We start from the raw sequence: 22,600 nt of genomic DNA on the forward strand, positions 1-22,600 counted from the left end.
GATTGGCTAATACCAACAATGTCATTGCCCCTCTCGCCAAGTAATGGTGGATGATCTTGTATACTATCAAGCCGATAATTCTGTAGTTTTATCGGCTTTTTTGTCTCTGAAGGCGTTGCGATTGTTCGGCGCCGCTTTTTGTTAACTCACGATACCTAGTTATGACTGAAGTCCATTCCACTCAAGCGAAAGCCACGCTGTTTCAGACGGCGACCAGTGAGCGCTATCAGCGTTGGCGGCTAGTAAAGGACAAAATGGTGGCTCGTGGCGTCGTAGCCGGCGGGTTGAGTATTATCCTGGCGGTGGTGTTAATCTTTTTCTATTTGCTGTATGTGGTTTTCCCGATACTGATGCCCTCCCACGCGGAAGTGGTCGGCCGTTACGACGTGCCCGAGCAGGTGCTGGGCAATACCGTTTTCCTGTCGATGGAAGAACAGAACGAAGTGGCGGTGCGGTTTACCGACACCGGCAAAGCGATATTTTTTAGCGTTGCCACGGGTCAACTGATTCGCGTGGATGCCCTACCTATCCCCGAGCAAGTACAAATCACCAGTTACGCGCATGGCGGTGTCGATAAAGGGGTAATCGCCTTTGGTTTATCCGATGGCCGTGCCGTGGTCGTCAAGCATGATTACAAATTGTCTTATCCCGGAGGCAAGCGGGTCATTACCCCTGCTATTCAATATCCCTTAGGGGCCGAACCGCTGGTGGTGGATAAGCAAGGCCAGGCGCTAACCAAGTTGGCGGTGAAGTTGGGCGATAAAAACAGCACTTTGCTGGCTAAAACCGCTGATAACCGCATGGTGCTGAGCAGTCTCAGTAAGAAAGAATCGCTGTTCGACGATGAAGGCACTTGGGAAGCCACCGACTCCGTGGTCGAGATGGCCGCGGATGACGTGGATTTCATCCTGTTGGATAAAGAGTTGCGTAACCTTTACCTGGCCAGCCGTGCCGGGGATTTGACTGTCGTCGATATTCTCGACAAGAGCAAACCCGAGATCAAACATAAACTTAATGTGCTAAACCAAGGCGTGCAAATCAGCAGCATGGAGTTTTTGAACGGCGATATTTCTCTACTGATCGGCGACACCAGCGGCGTGATGGCCCAATGGTCAATGGTCCGCGACCAGCAAAACCATTTCAGCATCGAAAAGCTGCGGGCGTTTAAAGTATCCGACGCGCCGATTATTACCATCAATCCGGAACAGCGCCGCAAAGGTATGTTGGCGGCTGACGCCAACGGCGAGATCGGCATTTACAGTTCCACCGCCGAGCGGGAATTGATCAAGGAAAAAATCGCTGGCGGAAAACCTGTTTCCGTCACCTTATCGCCGCGCGCCAATGCCATGTTACTGCAAACCGAAGACGGCAAAATCAATCATTGGACTATCGAAAACGAACATCCGGAAGTATCGTGGAGCTCGTTATGGAACAAAGTCTGGTACGAAAGTTATCCAAAACCCGATTACATCTGGCAATCCTCGGCGGCCAGTAACGATTTCGAACCGAAAATGAGCTTGACGCCGCTGGTGTTCGGCACCTTAAAAGCCTCGTTTTACGCGATGCTGATGGGTGTGCCGCTGGCGCTGTTTGGGGCGATTTATACCGGTTACTTTATGGCGCCCAGCGTGCGCCAGTACGTGAAACCGGGCGTGGAAATCATGGGCGCCTTGCCGACCGTGATTTTGGGCTTTTTAGCCGGCTTGTGGCTGGCACCTTTCGTGGAAGCTAATCTCACCGGGATTTTTGCCTTATTGATGGTTGTGCCGCTGTCCGTGATGATTTTTGCCTATTTCTGGCAATTCGTACCGGAACAAACCCGCCACAAAATCCCCGACGGTTGGGATGCGGTGGTGTTGATTCCGGTGGTGATATTCGGCGCCTGGCTGGCTTTTCAGTTAAGTCCGACTATCGAAGCCTTATGTTTTAAAGGCGATCTGCGCACCTGGATGCGCGAGGAATTTGGTATTGGTTACGACCAGCGCAACACCTTGGTCGTTGGTTTGGCTATGGGTTTTGCGGTCATTCCGATGATTTTCTCCATCGCCGAAGACGCGATTTTCAGTGTGCCCAAGCATTTGACCACCGGCTCGTTGGCGCTGGGGGCTACGCCCTGGCAAACCATGACCAAGGTGGTATTGCTGACAGCCAGCCCCGGTATTTTTTCGGCGATCATGATCGGTTTCGGCCGCGCGGTTGGGGAGACGATGATCGTGTTGATGGCCACCGGTAATACCGCTGTTATGGATTTGAGTATTTTCCAGGGTCTGCGCACACTGTCGGCTAACATCGCGGTGGAAATGCCGGAATCGGAAGTCAACAGCACCCACTATCGCGTGCTGTTCCTGGCGGCTTTGGTGCTGTTTATGTTCACGTTTGTAGTCAACACGCTAGCTGAAGTCATTCGGCAGAATCTAAGACAAAAATACAGCTCATTATGATTAAAGCATGGTTTAAGAGCGGTTCGCCCTGGATATGGATGACCGCCGGCGCGGTCAGTTTGAATCTGATATTGGTGGTGGGCTTGCTGCTGCTGATTGCGGTGCGGGGCTTGGGGCATTTTTGGCCGGCCGACATTATCGAATATCGCTATCAAGATCGCGATGGCCCGGAGAGTTCCATTATCGGTGAAGCCGTGGCCACCTCCCTATTACCGGCCGCGCAAGCCAGGGCTGCCGGCCATGAGTTGCTGGATAACGGCGAATACCTGGTGCAGCATCTGGTAAAAACCGGTAACCGCGATATTCTCGGTAGCGATTTTCGCTGGATTCAGCAGCAATATATTCACAGCCAATCCACGCCGGATGATTTGATCATGGTCGAACGCCGTGAGTGGGGCAATTTCTACGGCCGCTTGTTGGCGGTTAAGGAAGACGGCGCGGTGATTGCGCAAGGCGAGCAGGCCTGGCAGGTGGCGCAACAAAAACTGGCGACAGTGTTGGAGCAGCACGACGACATCGATAGTTTACAAGACCACGAAGTCGGGGCGATCAACTATGAATTGGAGCGCTTGCGCTTGAAGCAGCGCGCGCTGGAACTGAAAAATGCCTGGAACGATGCGGCCAAGCAGGAATTTGCCGCGCAAAAGCAGACATACGAAAAACAATACCAAGCCATCCAGCAACAAATCGGCAAGTTGAGCAAGGAAAGCAAACGCTACAGCTTGGTGGTGGCGGAAGCCGGACAAAAAGAAATTAGCCTGCCCTTGAATCGGGTGGTGAAAATGACCCGCCCCAACACGATGAGCGTGCTGGACAAATGTATCGAATATGTCGGTAATTTCGCCACGTTTGTTAGCGATGAGCCGCGTGAAGCCAACACCGAGGGCGGTATCTTTCCGGCTATTTTCGGTACCGTGTTGATGGTAATGCTGATGGCGGTCGTCGTCACGCCGTTCGGCGTGATCGCCGCGGTTTATCTGCGCGAATATGCCAAGCAAGGCTTTATCACCCGAGTGATCCGCATTGCCGTCAATAACTTGGCCGGCGTGCCGTCCATCGTTTACGGCGTGTTTGGCTTGGGTTTTTTCGTGTATATCATCGGCGGCAACATCGACCGCCTGTTTTTCCCGGAAGCGGCCCCGGCACCGGTGTTCGGTACGCCGGGCTTATTATGGGCTTCGCTGACGCTGGCTTTGATGACCTTGCCGGTGGTGATCGTCGCTACCGAGGAAGGTTTGTCGCGGATACCCAAATCGATACGTGAAGGCAGTTTGGCGCTGGGGGCAACCAAAGCCGAAACGCTGTGGCGCACGGTATTGCCGATGGCTAGCCCGGCGATCATGACCGGCTTGATTCTAGCGGTGGCGCGCGCCGCCGGTGAAGTGGCGCCCTTGATGCTGGTTGGTGTGGTGAAATTGGCGCCGACCTTGCCTTTGGACGGCAACTTTCCTTATCTGCATCTGGACAGAAAGTTTATGCATTTGGGATTTCATATTTACGACGTCGGCTTCCAGAGCCCGAATGTCGAAGCGGCCAGACCTTTGGTTTACGCGACGTCGCTGTTACTGGTGATGGTTATTATCGGTCTGAATATGTTCGCTATCTCGATACGTAACAATTTGCGGGAAAAATACCGCGCCCTGGAAAATTAAATTCGCATATCCATCCGGAAGACTGGACCCTATATCATGACAACAGCCCAAAAGAATACCCACGCCATTGACATTAGCGCGTTGAAAAGGGAAGACAGAAAGAGCGTTGAGCAATTGGAAACCTGCATCAAAGTTGAAAATCTGGATTTGTTTTACGGCCAGAAGCAGGCCTTGCATGGCGTGAACATGGAAATGCCGCGTAAGAAAGTGACGGCCTATATCGGTCCCAGCGGCTGCGGTAAATCCACCTTATTACGCTGCATCAACCGGATGAATGATCTGGTCGACGGCGTCAGCATCAAAGGCAAGATTCTGCTGGATGGCGAGGATATTTACGATAAATCGGTAAACGTCGCGGCTTTGCGCCGGCGCGTGGGCATGGTGTTTCAAAAACCCAATCCGTTTCCGAAGACCATTTACGAAAACGTGGCGTACGGGCTGCGGATTCAGGGTATTAATGACCGGCGCATACTCGACGAAGTGGTGGAAAAATCCCTGCGCGGCGCCGCGTTATGGGACGAGATGAAAGACCGCTTGAACGATAATGCCTTGGGCATGTCGGGGGGGCAGCAACAGCGGCTGGTCATCGCCCGCGCCATTGCTATCGAGCCGGAAGTGATTCTGCTGGACGAACCTGCCTCGGCGCTGGACCCGATCTCGACGCTAAAAATTGAAGAATTGATTAACGAATTGAAAGAAAAATATACGATAGTGATCGTTACCCACAATATGCAACAGGCGGCGCGGGTATCCGATTTCACCGCTTTTATGTACATGGGCGAATTAATCGAATTTGGTGAAACCAGCGAGTTGTTTACCAATCCGGCAAAAAAACAAACTGAAGATTACATTACCGGCAGGTACGGCTAGGAGGTAAACAATGGATAACAGCAAAATCAAATCGCACATTTCCCGCCAATTCAACGAGGAGATGGAAGATATTCGCAACAAGGTGCTGACCATGGGCGGTCTGGTGGAACAGCAAGTCGATCTGGCGACCAAGGCTTTCATGGGTAACGACATGGAAAATGCCGAAAAAGTGGTGCTGCAGGATCAGTATGTCAACGAGATGGAAAAAGACATCGACCACGAATGCACCGAAATCATGGCCAAACGTCAGCCGGCGGCTTTTGATTTACGCATGTTGATCGCCACCATCAAAATCATCACCGACCTGGAGCGGATTGGCGACGAAGCCGCGCGTATCGCCAAAATGACCATGCGTCTGGAAGGTGCCGATTATTATCAAGACAAGTACTACGAAATCGAACATCTGCTGAATCTGGTCAAGGACATGCTGAACGGTGCTTTGGATGCTTATGCCCGCAACGATGTCGAGGAAGTGATTGCCATCACCGAGCAGGACGCCAAGGTTGATCGCGAATACACCAGCATCACCCGGCAGTTGATCACGCAGATGATGGAAAACCCGCGTAACATCACCCGAGCTCTGGATATGTTATGGGCTGCGCGCGCGCTGGAACGGATTGGCGACCACTCCTGCAATGTCTGCGAGCAGGTGATATACATGGTGAAAGGCAAGGATGTGCGTCATCTTAGCCGCGAAGAATTGGAGCGTACTGTTAATTCGGCTCGCTAGCGATAAGGTCAATTTGATTCAGGGTAACGGTTAATCCTTTACCCTGCTTTACTGATTTAGATACTTGGGGGTGCTGCTCACCAGTTTCAAAATCATTCGACGGCGCCGATGCAGATCCTTGTGCAGTGGCGAGTTCAGTAACTCATCAAGCCATGTTCAAAATTGCCCGGAAATTGCTGCCGGCAGCTACTCAATTAGCCGCGAACTGCGCAATAGCTTGGAACTAATCGTCAAACCTATTCGCGTTACATTTTTCAGTTGTATGACCGGTTGAACACGGAGGCCGTCGTTAGCCAGTCGGATCATGCCGCCCCGGTGTTCGAAATCGGTAATATCGCTGACCGTCAACACCGGAAAGGGCCTGACAAACTCCAGGGTCGCCGCGAGAATTCTTTCCTGTTGTGCCGGAATATAAATCACCTGGCATTCGTGCAATTGTTCGGGTATTGGGTCGATAACCATCTGCATCGGTAGATCGTTTACCCGCTCACCTTCGATCAGCTTGGCCAGTACGCCGGTGACCGGCGAATTGGCGTAACTGCAAAACAAAAATTCCTTGTGGGTGGTCGGCCAAGTAACGAAATAGGCAAAGTTATATAAGTACGCCGCTTTAAGTTCCGTCTCGTTAAAGCGCGGTTCACCCGCTGTGCCCGATGATTGCAGCGGCGGTAAACAGGCCAACAACAGCATTAACAGGCACCGCCGCGCAACCGCGCCGGTGCGTGTCACAACTTTGCGTAGGCTTGGACGCCGCATCTAGTAGCGTACCGTGGCTTTAAGGTAATAATTGCGTTCAACTTCGCTACTGATCACCGCGTTATCTATATTGGGGCTGAATTCCAGGTGCCGGTTGTCCAGCAAATTCTGCGCGCCGACAGCCAATTCAAAATGCAGATTCGGCTGCCAGCCCAAGCGCAGATCCAGCCGATGATAGGCCGGCACCTGATTGATTAGGTGGTCGGTGTAATACCAATGCGCATCAAATTCCAATTGATACGGCAGATTGAAGTAGGAACTGAGGTTGAAACGGTTGCGGGCGCTATTGCCTTCAGCAACTGTTGCTGCGCTATCCAGGCTGCCGTCGCGCTGGTGCAAGGCAATTGCAAACAGACTGTAACTACCTTGCACGCGCCAGCGTTCGGACATCCGCCAATTCAATGCGGTTTCCCAGCCGTAGGCTTCACCGTTTGCCTTGTTGGCAATCAGAAACGGGATAGTGATGTTATCGCCGTTTACCAGCGGTGTTTGCGGTTCGGTGGTGCTTAGTCGGCCGTAATCGCTATAAAACAGCGTTGTATCCAGGTTAAAGATGTCGTTCGGAAAAAAGCGGTAGCCCAATTCGTAAGTGACTGCGCTCTCCGAGTCAAAATTATCGTCGCCCAAGACGTTGGCTGTGGTTCCGGGGCCTACGTTGAATAAGACATTGACGTCGTGGTCGGCCCTGGCCGGTACGCGAACTGCTCTGGACACCGCGCCCCACAGGCTGTGTTGCTGATTGGGTACCCACAATAGTCGGGCGGAAGGCTGGATCTCAAAACCGGTAAAATCGTTATGCTCGACTTTACTGCCGTATATCAAACGCAGTTCGTCTGCCAGAAACCGCCATTCGTCCTGAGCAAAGACGTTGAACAAGTGCACATCGCGCTCGGATGGATCGAAGTGTAACAACGCCTGTTTTTGCTGAAGTTGATCGCTATTGAAGCGATAACCGGCCCCCCACGTTACGTGATGAGCCTGCCAACGGAAATCATGCTGCAGATCCAGGTCGAAGGTGCTGCGCCGATAATCCAGTCGGCTTTGGTTGCGGACGGCATGATCGAAATAACTGCGGATTTGTAGGCGGCTATCGTTTTCCAGGGTTTGTTGCCAACGTAACAGCAGGTTACCGCCATATTTTTTGGTGCTGTCGGGGCTAATGGGCGATGCCGGGTCGAGACTATTCAGCGATTGCTGCATGCCGCCATTGAAATAATCGCCCTGCACGATCAGGTTTTTGCGGGCGTCCGGGGTCCAGTCGTTGCGAAAACCGGCGCGGCCCATGTCCAGGCTGTCGTTGGCTTTTTCGCCGTTACCGAAATGAAAATCCTCGCGATGATTGTATTTGCCGTAGACGCGATAATTAAAATCCGGACTGAGTCGGCCGCCATAACGAAAGGTGCCGAATCCGGGCTCTTCCTTGCTGGTGCCGCCTGACAGCAATACGCCTTGTGATTCCTGCGCGGAACGAGTAACGATGTTGATGACGCCATTGACGGCGTTGGAGCCCCACAACGTTGCACCGGGGCCGCGAATCACCTCGATCCGATCGATGTCTTCCAGCGGGTAGTCTTGCTCGTTCCAGTAAACGCCGGAGTTCAGTGGGTCGTAAACGGTGCGGCCGTCCATCATCACCAACAGCTTGTTGGCATTTATCCCGTTAAAGCCACGGCTACTGATCGCCCACTGATTGCCATCCACCCGCGCGACTTCCAGGCCGGGCACTTTGCGAAGCAGTTCCGGAATGGACTGCATCCCGGAGCGCCTGATTTCTTCGTGGCTGATGACGAATACCGCCGATGGGGTTTCGCTGATAGGTTGTTGATTTTTCGAGGCGATGGAAACGGTGGTCGCACTCAGCTCTTGGAGAGATAAGGCCTTTAAATGGGATAGGGTGTCGTCCGCCCCGGCTGGGGCAGCTGCTTGCAGGGCAATACAGAAAAGCGTCAAGCGCTGAGTGTTGCCCGTCAATTTTAACTTGTTTGCCATAACTTCCGTCTTTTACGCCCGATTAAGCACGCGCGCATTGTAGACGCCGGCGATTGAATAGTAAAAACAACCCCAATTAACGGCGCTGCGACGAAGGGTTTATTTGATGGCGCGGATCAGTTTGATCATGTCGCTGCTGGCGGGATCGACGAATATTTTTTGGAACGGGCAAGCTTGTACGCTTTTTAACGTCTGTCGGTTAATATTGGCGCCAAAAGTATTCAAAATCAGCGGGTTGAATAAATTCATCATCATCGCCAAAGCTTTGTTGGAGCTTAAAACGTGTTCCAACAGCAGCACTTGACCGCCGGGTTTGCAAACGCGATAGAGCTCTTTCAGGCCTTTTCTGGGTTTCGGTACCGAACAAAACACAAAACTGGCGATGACCGTGTCGAAACTGTTATCGGCATAATCCAGCGCTTGCACGTCCATCAAAGCCAGATCGACCGCAATCTGTTTACGCTGTTGTTTGCGGCGGGCCATTTCCAGCATGTTCGGGCTGAAATCGATAGCGGTAATTCGGGCGTCATCAGGATAGAACGGGAAGTTTTTCCCCGTTCCTACCCCAACTTCCAAAATGTGGGCGCCGCTAGCCTGCGACCAGAGTTTTTTACGTAAACGGCGGAACAGCAAGCCTTCCAGAAAGCCTTCCAGACCATCGAAATAAGGTGCAAGCCTATCGTAGCGCTGCCTGACTTGAGTGCTGTCCGCCGACATGCCGGATTATTCTGCAAATTGCTGAATGCCGTCTAGGAACCAGCGGGTTTGATTGCTGTTGATGGGTTTGACGAAATGCCATACTTCTTTAATGGCTTCTGCCTTGCCACCGTCTTCGCTGATTAGCGCGTCGAACAAGACCACCGCTTCGAGTTCGGTGCCGGCTTCGCGGACATCCATTAATTCGGCGCTCAGTTTCAGGACATCGGTTTTATTAATATCATTGGATGCACGTAGCTGCTCTTGAATTTCTACAAACACCTTGTCGGTAGTTAAGCCGCGGATTTCCGCCAAGTCGCGTCTATCCCAAGCTGCTTGCAGGTAGCGGTAGGCACTTTCCGCACCGCTTAAAAACGCGCGCTGATCGAACCCGGCCGGCAAGTTGGTTGCATCGAAACTAGCGGCTTGTTGATAGTCATTGCTGCCTGATCCTGCTGTTCTGCCTTTTTTGAACAGCACATCGGTATCGAAACCGGAACCGCCGGCTGCCGGTTGCTGGTTCTCGCGATAATAGTTTTGCGATTCCGCTGGTTGCGAGTGCGCGGGCCCATAACCGGCCGGCGCGGCGGGTTGCTGACGTGATCTGGCCGCAAACAAGCGATACAGCAGATAAGCGACGCCGGCAAACAGCAGCATGTCCATCAGATTGATGTTTTCGAAGGCGCCGCCGAAGAACAATGAGCCCAATAACCCGCCTAAAGCCAAGCCGCCCAGCATGCCCATCAGGCCGCCGCGACCAGCCCAGTTTTGTCTGGCTGTTTGATTTTGTGCAGCCGCTTGTTGCTGGCTGGCCGAGCGGGTCGGCTGGCTGCTGGCTCCAGTGGGAGAGGTAGAGCGTTGAAACGGTGTGCTGTAGCTCGGCTTGCTACCGAAAGACTTGCCGCCGCCCATGCGTTTAGCCTGCGCTTCCTGGACACTGCCTAGCAGTAAGGCCAGTGCAATGAATAATGTTGCCAAGGTACCGATCTTTCTGTTCATAGGTGTTTGCCTAAAGTGAATAAATGTATGCCGATATTCGGGGTAAAATCGCGTAATTCAAGTAGAATAGCCTTTCGCATGGTCCTATACAACCGCCGTCTACCGATTAACGACACCCCACAGACATTCTGAAAACATAAATGGTTGCATATTTGCGTCAATTTCTAGTTATGTTTTTGCTGCTTTTGCAAGTGGCAGCGCCGCTGGTGCATGCCCATATCGGTAGAGATGCCATGCAGGGCGGCCTGCATCTGCACGAATTCGAAGTGCTGCATATCGATCATGATGGCGAAACCGCCTTGATGGCTGTCGATCACGATCTGCAAATTCAAAATAGTATTGTCAATCTGGGCTCTGCGATTAAACAGCAGCAATGGCTGGACAGGCTGGCGCCGGTTTTCTATCTGCTGGTCAGCGTGGTTGCCTATTTGGCGGTTACGCGGCAAATCCAACTCGTTAAGTTTTCTCCGCACATACCGCTGTTCGCGCCCGACCCCGTACTTAGTCACAATCCATCCCGCGCGCCGCCGCTCTGAAAGGGGCTGGCTTCGCTGTCGAAGCAGGCTGGGTCAACACCTGGCAGCCCCTCGTCCCCAAAATTGGCCAAAAGCCCGTTAGGCGTTTGGCTGCTAGTTCTATTCAATTACTGCTTTGGAGTGCTCCATGAATGGATACCGTTATCTAAAATGCGGTTTACCTGTATTACTGCTGGTTACGGCGCCTTGCCTTGCCGAAATGAATCCTGTCGGAGAGAGTTTGGCGGCGACTCGCGGCGAAATGTTTTCGGAGAATTTGATTGTCGAACACATGGATCCTATCGAAACCGATCCGTCGCTAAGTTTGTCGCAATTAGTCGAAATAACCGTGGAAAAATACCCGGATCGTCTGGTCGGCGAAGCCTTGGCCCAGGAAGCCAATGCCTTGGCCGAACGCAGTGACGCTTGGGTGGCCGGTTCTACGGCTGTTGGATTGAATTACATGGATGACCGAATTGCCGACGACCTGGGTTCGCGTGAGGCCTCTGCTCAAGTCGAAATCACGACTTGGAAATGGGGGCAACGCGATGCCGGTCAGGCGGTAGCGGAACGGGCCGGCGTTGCCGCGCAAAAGCAATCGGCGGCGGTTAAGCTGGAAGTCACGCGCTTGATCAGAGACGCTTTGTGGAATATGGAAATCGCCAATATCGGTTTGCAACAAGCGCAAAATGCCTTGTCGATTTCCGAGCAATTGATGAAGAAAGTCGAGCGCCGGGTGGAATTGGGCGATTTGCCACGTGCGGATTTGTTGCTGGCCAAGGGTGAATATCTGCAAAACCGAGGGTTGGTCACCCAAGCCGAAGCGGAAGTGATGCATAGCCGTAAAGCCTATGCCAGCTTGACTACCTTGTCGCGGGTGCCGGGCAATTATCAGGAAAAACTAAGCGACATTACCTCGGTGAGCGGCAACCATCCGATGCTGGAAGCTATCAACGCCATCATCGACCGGAAACAGGCGGAAATTGAATGGACCAAAACCACTGATCCTATCAATCAACCCAAACTCAGTGTAGGTGCGAAAAGCCAGCGGGATGGCCGCAGCGGGCAAGACATTGAGAGCGTCGGCGTCGGTGTGGTGATGCTATTCGGCGGCGAGGCCTATAACGCGCCGGAAATCGCCAAAGTTAATCTGGAACTGAACAATGCCAAAGCCCAACGCGAGCACCTTTACCGGCAGTTGGAGAAAAATCTGCACGAAGCCGAGCATGCCCTGGAAGTAACGCGGGCGGAACTGGCAATCGCCAACGAGTTGAAACAAATCGCCGAAACCCATCTGAAAATGACCGAAATCAGCTTCTCGGCCGGCGAAATCAACCTGCTGGACCTCTTAAAAATCCAGGCCCGTAGTCTGGAAGCGATTCGCAACGCCAAATTGCAGGAGGTTAAATTACAGCGCAACATTGCTTTCTACAACCAAGCTGTCGGCGTACAGCCATGAGGCGGTTAATCTTCGGCCTGTTTTTGACTCAGGCCTTAAGCGCGTTTGCTCAAGATACCCAGATTAAAATTACCCAGCAGCAGATCGACAATTTGGATATAAAAGTCGCGCCGCTTACCGCCAGCCAGCAGATTCCGTTGTTTTACGCGCCGGGCAAAGTGGTGGTGCCGGCAGATCGGGAGGTATTGATCAGTAGCAGCCAGCCCGGCCTGGTTACCCAATTGCCGGTCAATATCGGCGACAAGATCCATAAAGGCCAACTATTGGCGCAGTTGCACAGCCCGGAACTGGTCGGATTACAGCAAGCATTTTTAACCGCTACCAGTGAACTGAATTTATCCGGCCAAGAGCGCAATCGCGATCAAAAATTATTGCAGGAAGGTGTAATTGCGCAGCGGCGCTGGCAGGAAACCCAAATGCTGCACAGCAGCAAATCGGCCAAGGCCGACGAGGCGCGGCAGTTGTTATTGTTGGCTGGCATGTCGGCCGCCGAGATTAAAAGTTTGGGGCAAAGCCATAAGCTGGACAACCGTTTGACTATTCGCGCACCCATCGATGGGGTGGTATTGGAGCGTGTGGCCAATTTGGGCGCCCGCTTGGATGTGCAGGCACCGCTGTATCGGATTGCCGATTTGTCTGAACTGTGGCTGGAAATCAATATTCCGCAGGAGCGCTTGAGCGGCATCAGGTTAGGCGATTCGGTGCGGCTGAAAGGCAGCGAGACCACTGCCAAAATTAGTCTGCTGGGCCAAAGCGTCAACCGCGACAATCAGACGGTATTGGCCAGGGCGGTGATTGACGGCAAAGCCGAGGGCTTGCGCGTGGGACAGAACGTCAATGTGCAGATCATGCAAAATAGCGCAGAGACCGGCTTCGTCGTACCCAATACCGCCATTGCGCAGAACGAAGGGCACGCCTATGTGTTTGTGCGCAATCAAGACGGTTTTGTGGTGACCGAAGTGACTATTACCGGTAAACAAGAATCCAATTCCTTGATTAGCGGACCGTTGTCCGGCAACGAGCAAATCGCCATAAAAGGCGCGGTGGCCTTGAAAGCCAATTGGTTAGGTTTGGGAGGCGACGAGTAATGGCGGGGTTAATTCGCTTTGCGTTGACCCAGCGGCTACTGATTTTACTCGGCGTATTGTTGCTGGTGGGCGGCGGCTATTATGCCGTTAAACACATTCCTATCGATGCCTTTCCCGAGGTATCGCCGACGCAGGTCAAGATCATCGTCAAGGCCAACGGCATGACGCCGGAAGAAGTGGAAGCCAGAATTACCGCGCCAATTGAAGTTGAGTTACTGGGCATTCCGCATCAAACCATGCTGCGCTCGCTGGCTAAATATGCCATTACCGATATTACGCTGGACTTTGAAGAAGGCACCGATATTTATTGGGCCAGGCAACAAGTCGCGGAACGCTTGAACGCTTTGTGGAGTAATTTGCCGGAGGGTGTGCAGGGCGGTATCGCGCCGATGACCACGCCGCTGGGGGAGATGTTCATGTTCGCCATCGAGGGTGGCGATTTAACGCTGATGCAACGGCGAGAATTACTGGATTGGACCATCCGCCCTGCTCTGCGTACCGTCAGCGGCGTGGCGGATGTGAATGCGCTGGGCGGGCTGGTACGCAGCTTTGAAGTGGTGCCCGACAATATTCGCATGGCGTCTCGCAATATCGATACCGAGCAATTAAAAGCGGCTTTGCAAAATAATAACCGCAACGACGGTGCCGGTCGGTTGAGCGAAGGCGAGGAAGCGTTGATTGTGCGCGCCGAAGGCCGTATCAAGAATGAGCAGGATGTGAAAGCCATTGTGGTGGCGCAACACGAAGGCCTGCCGACACGAGTGGACGATATAGCCGAGGTCAGAATCGGCGCGTTGACACGTTATGGCGCGGTCAGCAAGGACGGTGACGGTGAAGCCGTGACAGCGGTCGTGCTCAGTTTGCGCGGCGCCAATGCTCGGCAAACTATCGAGCAACTGGAAAGCAAGATGGCGGAATTGCAACCAAGCTTGCCGGAAGGCGTGCGCCTGAATGTGTTCTACAACCGGGGGGTGTTGGTGGGCAAGGCGGTGAACACCGTTTCCAAAGCCCTGCTGGAAGCCATTGTTTTGGTAGTGGTGCTGCTGATTCTGTTTTTAGGTGATTTGCGCGCGGCTTTGACCGTCGCATTGGCTTTGCCGTTGGCGGCGCTGGTGACCTTCATCCTGATGCACGCTTTCGGTATGTCCGCCAACTTGATGAGTCTGGGCGGTCTGGCTATCGCCATCGGGATGTTGGTGGATGGTGCGGTGGTGGTCGTGGAAAACGTGATTACGCAACTGGCCGATCATCAAAAGGCCGAGAGGTTGCCGCGCCTGCATCTGATTTATCGCGCTACCCGCGAAGTAGCGGTGCCGGTGACGTCGGGCATCTTGATCATTGTCATCGTGTTCTTACCGCTGCTGACCTTGCAGGGACTGGAAGGCAAGTTGTTCGGGCCGGTGGCGATGACTATCGTGTTTGCCTTAACGGGCTCCTTGATTTTGTCATTGACGGTGATTCCGGTACTGGCATCGCTGTTGCTAAAACAGGTGTCGCATGAGGAGCCATGGTTGCCGCGCAAACTGTTGCATTGGTATCAGCCTATTCTGGCCTGGTGCCTGACTAACAGCAAAAAAGTCTTTATCGGTGCTGGTGCGATGTTGGCGGCAAGCGTATTGGTCTTCACCCAGATCGGCAGTACTTTCATGCCGACGATGGACGAAGGTGACATCATCGTGCAGTTGGAAAAATTGCCGTCTATTACCTTGCTGGATTCGGTGGCCTTGGATGGCCGGGTGCAGAAAAACATCCTCGAGCATATCCCGGAAGTGCAGACCGTGGTGTCCAGGGTGGGTACCGACGAATTGGGCCTGGACCCGATGAGCTTGAACGATACCGACACGTTTCTGATCCTGAAACCTAAAGCGGAATGGCGGATGGAAACCAAGGAAGAGTTGATCGAAGAAATCCGCAAGATTATGGATCACACCCCGGGCATAGCCTTTGGTTTTACTCAGCCTATCGAGATGCGGGTTTCGGAGATGCTAACGGGAACGCGCGGTGACGTGGCGATCAAATTATTCGGCCCCGAGCTGGATACTTTAAATCATAAAGCCGAGCAAATCGAAGCGGTGCTGAAGACCATCCCCGGTGCCAGTGATGTATTTACCCGTAAAAATGAAGGCATGCAGTTTCTGCAGTTGAGCATTGATAGAGAAGCTGCCGGCCGGTTCGGGTTGGATAGCAATATCATAGAAGATATGTTGCGCGCGCAGATTGAAGGCGTGCAACTGGGTATTGTCCAAGAGGGGGTGAAACGCACGCCTTTGTTGCTGCGCGGCGACAGTAACACCGCCAACTTCGAGAATTTACAAATCAGTTTGCCGAATGGCGATCATGTGCCGATTACCGCAGTGGCGAAAATTCAAGCGGTGGAAGGCGTGGTGTCGATAGACCGGGAAAAGGGTCAGCGCTTCGTGGTAATCCGCTGTAATGTTGAGGGCCGCGATTTGGTTGGTTTTGTTGACGAGGCGCGCAAGGCAGTGGCCGAGCGTGTTCAATTACCCAGCGGTTTTCATGTGGCGTTCGGCGGTCAGTTTGAAAATCAACAACGCGCTTCAGCGCGTCTTTCTCTAGTGATTCCATTATCTTTAGGTTTGATATTTTTGTTGCTGTTTTCCACCTTCGGCTCGGTGCGGCAGGCGGTGCTGGTGCTGTCCAATATCCCGCTGGCCATGATAGGTGGGGTGTTCGCGCTGTGGTTGTCCGGTGAATATCTGTCGGTGCCGGCTTCAGTGGGTTTCATCGCTCTGCTCGGCATTGCGGTATTGAATGGGGTGGTGATGGTCAGCTATTTTAATCAGCTGTGCGCGACCGGTATGGAATTGTCGCGGGTGGTGATTATCGGTTCAGGGCGGCGGTTGCGGCCGGTACTGATGACGGCCAGCATCGCCGCCTTCGGCTTGATTCCGTTATTGTTTGCGTCGGGCCCCGGCTCGGAAATTCAACGGCCATTGGCTATTGTGGTTACCGGCGGTCTATTGTCATCAACCTTGTTAACACTGATTTTGCTGCCGATACTTTACCAACTGTTTGGCCGCCACCCGGAGCGTTGCTGATGAGTCACGAAGCGTTTTTATTAACTGTCAATGCGCCTCCCAGTCTGGAGGAAGCGCTGGTCGATTGTTTGCTGTCATTGGAATGGTCGCAGGGTTTCACCAGTTTTCCGGCCAATGTTCACGATCACAATCAGCAGGGTTTGTCGCTGGCAGAGCAGGTTGCCGGACATCAACGCAAAATTCGTTTTCAAATGTATGTCGAAAGACAAAACATTTCTGCATTATTGACTAAGCTAAAGGCGGATTTTACCGGTTCCGGCCTGCATTATTGGCTGGTACCGGCTATCGAACAAGGCATCATCTAAGCATAAAGCATGCAGAAAGCGACTGGGGATGCTACAGTTCGGACGAACAGCGGTTAAACATTTTTGAATGAGCTATTTTCCTTGCCACACATAGCCCTATGAATATCTTTTTGCGTCGCATTCCTGCTAATACCAGGCATACTGAAATTTCCGAATTTGTGGCCCCTGCTTTGAAACGCGGCTTGTTCAGAAAATCCGGCCGTATAGTCGATGTGCAGATTCTGGCCTTACAGGATACCCGCATAGGCACTATCGAATATCACGGTGTGGTAACGCTGGATTCTGAGCTTTCCGTGCAAAGAGTTGTTAAAGGTTTAAAAAATCGGCGGTTTAACGGCAGAATGGTGGTGGTTAGGCCTTATTATCATCGCAGTTGGTACAACGACCCCCGCCAAAATCAGATGCCTGTGTCTGCGGATATTATCGAAAAGCGCAAGGGTGATCGCAGGCGCGGTAAGTATCTGCAAGTGATCAAAAATGCGTCTGATCGTTTTAACAGTGAAGATGATTTTTTTCGAACCGTGCATCATCAACAGTTCTCCATTTCATTTATCGTGCCGCCTGTCATGGAGGGGCCGATGATGGAGTGCCTGACCAGCTTTGAGGAAGAACTGCTTAATAGTGATACCGGCGAACACAAAATCACCAAATTTCTCACCGAAGCCGATGACGCCGATCAGCAAACCGCGCGCTTTCAGATTTACGCCGAGAAAATGGCTATTTCTGCCTTGCTGGAAAAATTGAAGTCCGAATTTGCCGGGTCCGGTATCCATTACTGGATCATGCCGGTGGTCGAGAAGGGCGAAATTTAGCGCTTAATAATGCAAGCAAGCGCTAGGATGGTCGAGTATGGTGCAAGTATTAAGCGAATGGTCTGAAGCCATACCTGTAATTGCTGCGAATTGTCTAATAACCGACCACGTTACCGCTATCATTGATACCGGTGGCGCTGACCTAAACCCTAGTAGAGGCCAGCCCTGTTGACGCGATGCTCGCAATGGCAAAGGCAGCGCCTAAGCGGCGCTTTTTTTTGTATTTGGAATTCATGAATATCTACCTTTTTTAGGAAGAACTGAAAAGAGATTTTCAATTTTCTTTGGGTGATATAGTTAAGTTTTTTAAGGCAATTCCACTTTTTCAGATTATCCGTGCCGTACCGGTATATTTGCGTACAGCAACGACGAGGACGCAGTTAAGCTTTGGGGGCGCCCAACCCGTAACCTTAACGCGCAAAACCAAAGCCGTTCCGCCGAACAAGACTACTGAACACTCACCCTCCCCGCCAAACTATTCCCTTGCACCGCCTCGTTATACATATCAAACCCGCTAGCAGGGGGGATCGACGCACTACCGGCTCTGGCGACTCGCCAAACTTGATACAAGGTCAATTCGCCGCCGGTTTGGAGCTTGGCGACGCGGATGATGCGGTCCGGGTAGCGTTGGGTTTCCTTGATGCTGGCCCAATAGCTGTCGTCCTTGGCTTGGATTTTGGCGTCGGCCAAATAGGTTTCGTCGTTTTCCTGGCCTTCCGCCAAGCTGGGGATGCCGTCGTCGATGACCACATACTCGCTGCCGGGTACCGGCCGGCCGGCGTCGGCGTTGCGCTTTACCCGCACTTCGCTGACCACCACATCGCCGGTTTGCAAAGCCTGGCTCATATTGATCAACTCGCTGCCTTTGGCGGTGATGCGGCGGAAGCTGCGTTGTACCTCCAGACCGGCGGCGCGGGCGGCGACGGCTGGATACGGCACCTCGACAGCGATAGTGGCACTGGCGATTTCGTCGGCATTCAGCTCGGCCAGATGAAGTTCGCTCAAGTCGGGGCTATCGCCAAACTGGTTGAAATTGGTCAGATAGCCGCCGGGGATGCGTTCCAATTTGCCCAACTCAAAACCGTTTTTGGTTGTAGCGGTGATGGTTCGGGCATTCTGCTTGGCCGCAGCCGCCGCTTCCTTAGTTAACAATTCCCGGCTGTTGAAGATCACCTGCGCGGTATCGTATGTCGATTGCCAATAGCCGTTTTTCTGAGTTTGCAACAGCAAGCGTTTCAGCTTGGTTTCCAGTGCAGGCGGCAGCGCCTGCGCTTCATTTAACGCGCCCAGGCCGGCAGAGATCAGGCTGGGTACGCCAAAGCCAAAGCCCAAACTGTTATACAACTCGCCGCGCTGATGCTGATAACCCGCCGGGTCAAACGCATCCAGCGCAAGTTGTAAGCGTTTGACTAAATCGTTTTTCAGCTGCGGCCGGTCTTTGAACTGGTGGTTGAAACTGTGCCAGTTTTGATTCTCGTAAGCCTTGACGATGCGCAACGCGGCGACCAACTCGTCGGCTCCAGCCTTAGAATTGGCAAGCACTTTTTCGACAAAATCGGCCTGCTGTTGCCAAGGCGCGTTGTAGGCATAGCCAACCGTCGCGAAGCCGCTCAACACAAAGCCATTTGCTATCGTATTGCCCTCGGTATGATTGTTCAGCCAGTCCATACCCTTGAAATAGGCGTTATTCACGCCTTCCACTTGCAAGTCGTTAGCGTATTTTAAGGCTTGCATCGCAATCAAGGTCACTGGCACGCTGGCTTCGCTATCGCTTGACCACAAGGCAAAACCGCCATCGGTTTTCTGGTTTTGAATCAGTTTACGAATGCCCAGCGCCGCGTTCTGTTTGGCGTGTTGCAAAGTCTTTTCCAGCGGGCCCAATTGCTCGGGTTTCAGGCCGGCGCGTTCGATCAAATCGATTAACACCAGATTCGGTACGGTGCTGTGCGCCAGTTGCTCGGTGCAACCGTAAGGGTATTGCACCAGCATGGCCGCTGCTTGCAGCGCGGCACCCAGCAGGCCGGAATTGACTCGCACCGTCACTTGCCGAGGTTCGGCCTGCGCGGGCAAGTCGGTACGCAGCAGATTGTCCTGCTGAACGCTGCTAAACACCTGTGGCAGCGCGGCGGCTTTTAATGGAATCTCGAATTCCTCGGCACCGCCCACCCGCACGCCGGCCGGCGCAGTCAACGCCACCTTAAGCGCCGGTGTACCTTGCCGGGCGTTGGCGCTCAAGCGTAACGGCCACAATTGCTCGGCTTTCGCAGCCAATTCGGCTTGGGGAGAAGTCTCGCCGTTTTGCAAAGGCAAGCTGTCCGGCAAACTGATGCTACCGGCCAGTTTCACCGGCTGGGCCAAGTGATTGGTCAGTTTCACCGCTACGTCCACTTCGTCGCCTTGCCGCAAGAATTGCGGGCCGACCATGTCCACCGCCACATCGGTGATGCTACGGAATTGGCCGGTGGTTTCGCCGATGCGGCCGTCCTTGTCGCTGGCAACCGCCGTGACCAGCCATTCGGTGATGTTGGCCGGCATGTCTACATCAATCGTCGCATTACCTTTGGCGTCGGTAATCACGTGCGGAAACCAGCCGGCTGTGTCGCGCATGGCTTTTTTCGCCAACTTGCTTTGGCTCTTCAAGGCGCTGAGCGAGAAATTCGGTTTACGCAGCAAATCCGCGTAACCGTAGCCTTGCAGATCGTCGGAATAGAAAGTCGCTAAATTGCTGCGTTGCAGCGGATAGAAAAAGTCGAAAATGCCGGGCCGGAATTCGGCTTGCACCGCATACACGGCGCGGTCGACAATGGACACCGCGACTTCGGTATTCGCCGCCGGACTGCCATCCGCGCGTTTGACTTGCAGCTTGATTTGGGTGGGTTTCAGCGGCTCGGTTTCGGCTTTTTCCGGCTCGATGGTGATCTGCAAACGCTTTTCCCAGGGTACGATTCTAAAGCCCAGGGTTTGTTCCTTGTACTTGCCGCCAGCTACCGGCACGGTCACGGTGTGGTAAAAGCCGGTGCCATATTCTGGCTTGGCGGTCACTTCAAACCAGCGGCTGCGGCCTTGAGCTGACGCGCTGCGGCTATCGAACAAACGCGCGCCGGCCACGGTTTCCCAAATCGCGCCGCTTTCGTTCTTGCCCCAGGCCTTGGGCAACAAGGCAAACACCTTGGCTTGTTCGCCGGGGCTGAGGATGGTGGTGGGCGTGTACAGTTCCAGTTCCGGATTATCAGCCACCGCTTCGCCACCGCTGCCGGCGACGATCAAGGTGCTGGGTTGAGAACTGGCCGGATGGTTTAAATTGCGGCCATCCAGGCTTTCCAAACGGGCGACGGCGGTGAGCCGGCCAAATTCTTTCAAGGCCGGGATGGTCAGTTTTTGCTGACCGCGCTCGTCGGTCGCGAAATCCAGTTTCACCAGGCTGCGTTTGCTGCTACCGGGCTGTTCCAGCATCACATCGACCACGCCGCCGGCCTTGGCAGCCGGCTTGCCGTCGGCATAGCTGGATTGCAACAGCAATTGCAAATCCTGATCGCCGACAGCCGCGACGGTTTTATTAAAACGCACAGCCGGCTGCGCCTCAGACAAGGTGGCGTAAATGCTGTCGGTCAAAATCGCATTGCCGCCGGCCGCATCTTGGGCGCGCACCATCAAGGAATAAATCCATTCCTGATCAGGCGTTTCTTTGTCCGAGGCGGGCACGGTGAATTCAAAACTGCCGTCGCCGCTTTCATCCAGCTTGGCGGCGGTTTCCCAAGGATTGCTGGCATCGACGGCCTGACGTTCTTCGATGGAGCTGTACAAGCGTTGGGGCTGGGTCAACGGCGCGGCGGATTTCACCTGGCCGAAATAATCGTTACCGGCAGCTAAACCCGCGCCAGCTTCGGTCACAAATTGCGGGGCTTCGAACTTTTTCCGGTACAGAAACACTTCGAATTTGACGTTCTGCGGTACACCGCCGCTGTAGCGTTTGGCGCGGAATTTTAGTTTAAACGGTTGACCTGCTTGCACCACCGGACTCCGATCCAGCCATTCCAGGTAAAACGTGGGTTTAATGTAATCGCGCACCCGGAACTCGCCGCCATAAGCTTTATGGTCGATTTCCGCTAGCAAGCGATACAAACCAGGCGTCTGACTGGGATCGAGATCGAAACTGCCGGAAAACGAACCGAAATCGGTAAGCTGGGTTTGGCCTTGCAAACCGGTGGCGTTGCCGTCGGCGCGAATCAGCGACACATCGGTTTGCTTGGATTGAAAGGCCGGAATCCGCAACTGGCCGTCCTGCAAATTGCGCACGATACCTTTGTAATAAAAAGTCTCGCCGGGCTTGAAGATCGGCCGGTCGGTCATCACGAATACCGCGTCGTCCTTGGCTTGCGTCGGCAAAAAGTCTGTGGCGGTCAACGCGGTGCGTGCCGCATCGCCGGGTTTGGCAGCCGGCGCATCGACACGTACCAGCAATTTGCCGTCCAACACGCCGTCGGGATTATTAAAGCTCAGCTCGCCGGCGGCGTTGGTACTGGCCGGTAAGGTTTGCCAACGGCCGCGACCGTCGCGATAACTGACTTTGGCACCAGCCAACGGTTGCAAGTCGCGATTCATGGCCCGCACCAACAACTGCTCGCTGGATTGCTTGACCTGCACCGCCAGACTGCTGACCTGAATTAGGCACTGCGCTTCGTTCTTGCCTTGCACCGCTTGCAGCAAATAGATGCCGTCCGGCAACGGATCAAGCGCAATCTGCCGAACTTTATAACGATGCTCGCTCCAGGTGTCTTCGTTAAACCACCAACCCAAATCATGGGTTTGCTGGCCGTTGCGCAGTAGATCCAGATAGTTTTCCTTCACGACGCTAAACCCTTTCGGCGGCGCGACTAAAACCTGCTGCGGCACCGACACCAACGGTTTTTCGGTGACAGTCAGCACCGAGCCGCTGAAGTTGGATTCTTTTAAAGACTTGCGAAACTCCACATCCAGCATGCCGCGCAGCAGCTTCAAGGGCGATTGCGCATTGTTCAGACCCTTGGCGAAGTAATGGCCGGGATTAAGCTCGCTAACCGGCTGCTCGTAACTGCGGCTGACGTTGAACTGGCCATCCAGGAAGGTTTCCAGATTATTGGCTTTCAGCACCCGGATTAGCATGGGCTGGTCGGTGAGGGTGTAGTCCAGGCGTATGTTGGGGGTTTCGGTGTTGGTGAAGCTGCGTTCGGCGGTTAAATAAAATGGGCT

The 22,600-nt window shown here is 53.5% G+C and carries 15 protein-coding genes; 10 read left to right on the forward strand and 5 right to left on the reverse strand.

Annotation, left to right across the window (positions count from 1 at the left end; translation table 11 throughout):
* The first annotated feature begins 161 nt into the window (after positions 1 to 161).
* From ACR02O_RS03600 to phoU, 4 genes are read left to right on the forward strand one after another with little or no spacing between them, the layout of a single operon-like run.
* Positions 162 to 2,441 (forward strand): ABC transporter permease subunit, encoded by a 2,280-nt coding sequence (locus tag ACR02O_RS03600; RefSeq protein WP_319961580.1) that lies wholly within the window; start codon positions 162 to 164, stop codon positions 2,439 to 2,441.
* A complete protein-coding gene (pstA, locus tag ACR02O_RS03605; RefSeq protein WP_458138846.1) occupies positions 2,438 to 4,093 on the forward strand; it encodes a phosphate ABC transporter permease PstA in 1,656 nt (551 codons plus the stop codon). Before ACR02O_RS03600 ends, pstA begins: the two co-directional genes overlap by 4 nt.
* A 36-nt stretch (positions 4,094 to 4,129) precedes the next feature.
* Complete coding sequence (pstB, locus tag ACR02O_RS03610; protein WP_033156874.1) at positions 4,130 to 4,963, forward strand: phosphate ABC transporter ATP-binding protein PstB; 834 nt, start codon at positions 4,130 to 4,132, stop codon at positions 4,961 to 4,963.
* 10 nt (positions 4,964 to 4,973) lie between these two features.
* The gene (gene phoU, locus ACR02O_RS03615; RefSeq protein ID WP_033156873.1) at positions 4,974 to 5,693 is read left to right on the forward strand and encodes a phosphate signaling complex protein PhoU; all 720 of its coding nucleotides are present in this window, start codon (positions 4,974 to 4,976) and stop codon (positions 5,691 to 5,693) included.
* A gap of 186 nt (positions 5,694 to 5,879) precedes the next feature.
* On the opposite strand, the gene ACR02O_RS03620 is transcribed toward phoU, so the two are convergent.
* The 4 genes from ACR02O_RS03620 to ACR02O_RS03635 all read right to left on the reverse strand — a co-directional run bounded on the left by ACR02O_RS03620 (position 5,880) and on the right by ACR02O_RS03635 (position 10,133).
* Positions 5,880 to 6,422, reverse strand: coding sequence for a YfiR family protein (locus tag ACR02O_RS03620; RefSeq protein ID WP_319961584.1), 543 nt, complete (start codon positions 6,420 to 6,422; stop codon positions 5,880 to 5,882).
* A 27-nt stretch (positions 6,423 to 6,449) separates the two neighbouring features.
* Entirely contained in the window at positions 6,450 to 8,438 is a 1,989-nt protein-coding gene (locus ACR02O_RS03625) for a TOL_0244 family TonB-dependent receptor (protein WP_458138847.1), read from the reverse strand.
* A gap of 99 nt (positions 8,439 to 8,537) precedes the next feature.
* Complete coding sequence (locus tag ACR02O_RS03630; RefSeq protein ID WP_319961586.1) at positions 8,538 to 9,155, reverse strand: class I SAM-dependent methyltransferase; 618 nt, start codon at positions 9,153 to 9,155, stop codon at positions 8,538 to 8,540.
* A 6-nt stretch (positions 9,156 to 9,161) separates the two neighbouring features.
* Positions 9,162 to 10,133, reverse strand: a complete 972-nt coding sequence (locus ACR02O_RS03635; protein ID WP_319961587.1) for a Tim44 domain-containing protein — start codon at positions 10,131 to 10,133, stop codon at positions 9,162 to 9,164.
* A 170-nt stretch (positions 10,134 to 10,303) separates the two neighbouring features.
* Between ACR02O_RS03635 and ACR02O_RS03640 the strand changes: the two genes are divergently transcribed.
* The 6 genes from ACR02O_RS03640 to ACR02O_RS03665 all read left to right on the forward strand — a co-directional run bounded on the left by ACR02O_RS03640 (position 10,304) and on the right by ACR02O_RS03665 (position 17,371).
* On the forward strand, positions 10,304 to 10,669 hold the full coding sequence (locus ACR02O_RS03640) for a hypothetical protein (protein ID WP_458138848.1): 366 nt from the start codon (positions 10,304 to 10,306) through the stop codon (positions 10,667 to 10,669).
* A 127-nt stretch (positions 10,670 to 10,796) separates the two neighbouring features.
* On the forward strand, positions 10,797 to 12,107 hold the full coding sequence (locus ACR02O_RS03645; protein WP_415879375.1) for a TolC family protein: 1,311 nt from the start codon (positions 10,797 to 10,799) through the stop codon (positions 12,105 to 12,107).
* Positions 12,104 to 13,195: an efflux RND transporter periplasmic adaptor subunit gene (locus tag ACR02O_RS03650; RefSeq protein WP_458138849.1), complete on the forward strand. Its 1,092-nt coding sequence runs from the start codon at positions 12,104 to 12,106 to the stop codon at positions 13,193 to 13,195. The genes ACR02O_RS03645 and ACR02O_RS03650 overlap by 4 nt, the downstream gene beginning before the upstream one ends.
* Positions 13,195 to 16,254, forward strand: a complete 3,060-nt coding sequence (locus ACR02O_RS03655) for an efflux RND transporter permease subunit (RefSeq protein WP_458138850.1) — start codon at positions 13,195 to 13,197, stop codon at positions 16,252 to 16,254. The genes ACR02O_RS03650 and ACR02O_RS03655 overlap by 1 nt, the downstream gene beginning before the upstream one ends.
* Complete coding sequence (locus ACR02O_RS03660; protein WP_033156867.1) at positions 16,254 to 16,559, forward strand: DUF3240 family protein; 306 nt, start codon at positions 16,254 to 16,256, stop codon at positions 16,557 to 16,559. Before ACR02O_RS03655 ends, ACR02O_RS03660 begins: the two co-directional genes overlap by 1 nt.
* Before the next feature lie 98 nt (positions 16,560 to 16,657).
* Positions 16,658 to 17,371, forward strand: a complete 714-nt coding sequence (locus ACR02O_RS03665) for a DUF3240 family protein (RefSeq protein WP_458138851.1) — start codon at positions 16,658 to 16,660, stop codon at positions 17,369 to 17,371.
* A 447-nt stretch (positions 17,372 to 17,818) separates the two neighbouring features.
* Here the strand turns inward: ACR02O_RS03665 and ACR02O_RS03670 are convergent, their stop codons facing one another.
* Entirely contained in the window at positions 17,819 to 22,513 is a 4,695-nt protein-coding gene (locus tag ACR02O_RS03670) for an MG2 domain-containing protein (RefSeq protein WP_494522833.1), read from the reverse strand.
* Positions 22,514 to 22,600: the final 87 nt, after the last annotated feature.

The sequence above is a fragment of the Methylomonas sp. PHL2-19 genome, from assembly GCF_059331595.1.

Coding starts and splice junctions, on each gene's coding strand:
- ACR02O_RS03600 (WP_319961580.1), top strand. CDS start 162: ATGACTGAAGTCCATTCCACTCAAGCGAAAGCCACGCTGTTTCAGACG.
- pstA (WP_458138846.1), top strand. CDS start 2,438: ATGATTAAAGCATGGTTTAAGAGCGGTTCGCCCTGGATATGGATGACC.
- pstB (WP_033156874.1), top strand. CDS start 4,130: ATGACAACAGCCCAAAAGAATACCCACGCCATTGACATTAGCGCGTTG.
- phoU (WP_033156873.1), top strand. CDS start 4,974: ATGGATAACAGCAAAATCAAATCGCACATTTCCCGCCAATTCAACGAG.
- ACR02O_RS03625 (WP_458138847.1), bottom strand. CDS start 8,438: ATGGCAAACAAGTTAAAATTGACGGGCAACACTCAGCGCTTGACGCTT.
- ACR02O_RS03630 (WP_319961586.1), bottom strand. CDS start 9,155: ATGTCGGCGGACAGCACTCAAGTCAGGCAGCGCTACGATAGGCTTGCA.
- ACR02O_RS03635 (WP_319961587.1), bottom strand. CDS start 10,133: ATGAACAGAAAGATCGGTACCTTGGCAACATTATTCATTGCACTGGCC.
- ACR02O_RS03640 (WP_458138848.1), top strand. CDS start 10,304: ATGTTTTTGCTGCTTTTGCAAGTGGCAGCGCCGCTGGTGCATGCCCAT.
- ACR02O_RS03645 (WP_415879375.1), top strand. CDS start 10,797: ATGAATGGATACCGTTATCTAAAATGCGGTTTACCTGTATTACTGCTG.
- ACR02O_RS03650 (WP_458138849.1), top strand. CDS start 12,104: ATGAGGCGGTTAATCTTCGGCCTGTTTTTGACTCAGGCCTTAAGCGCG.
- ACR02O_RS03655 (WP_458138850.1), top strand. CDS start 13,195: ATGGCGGGGTTAATTCGCTTTGCGTTGACCCAGCGGCTACTGATTTTA.
- ACR02O_RS03660 (WP_033156867.1), top strand. CDS start 16,254: ATGAGTCACGAAGCGTTTTTATTAACTGTCAATGCGCCTCCCAGTCTG.
- ACR02O_RS03665 (WP_458138851.1), top strand. CDS start 16,658: ATGAATATCTTTTTGCGTCGCATTCCTGCTAATACCAGGCATACTGAA.
- ACR02O_RS03670 (WP_494522833.1), bottom strand. CDS start 22,513: ATGCTAATCCGGGTGCTGAAAGCCAATAATCTGGAAACCTTCCTGGAT.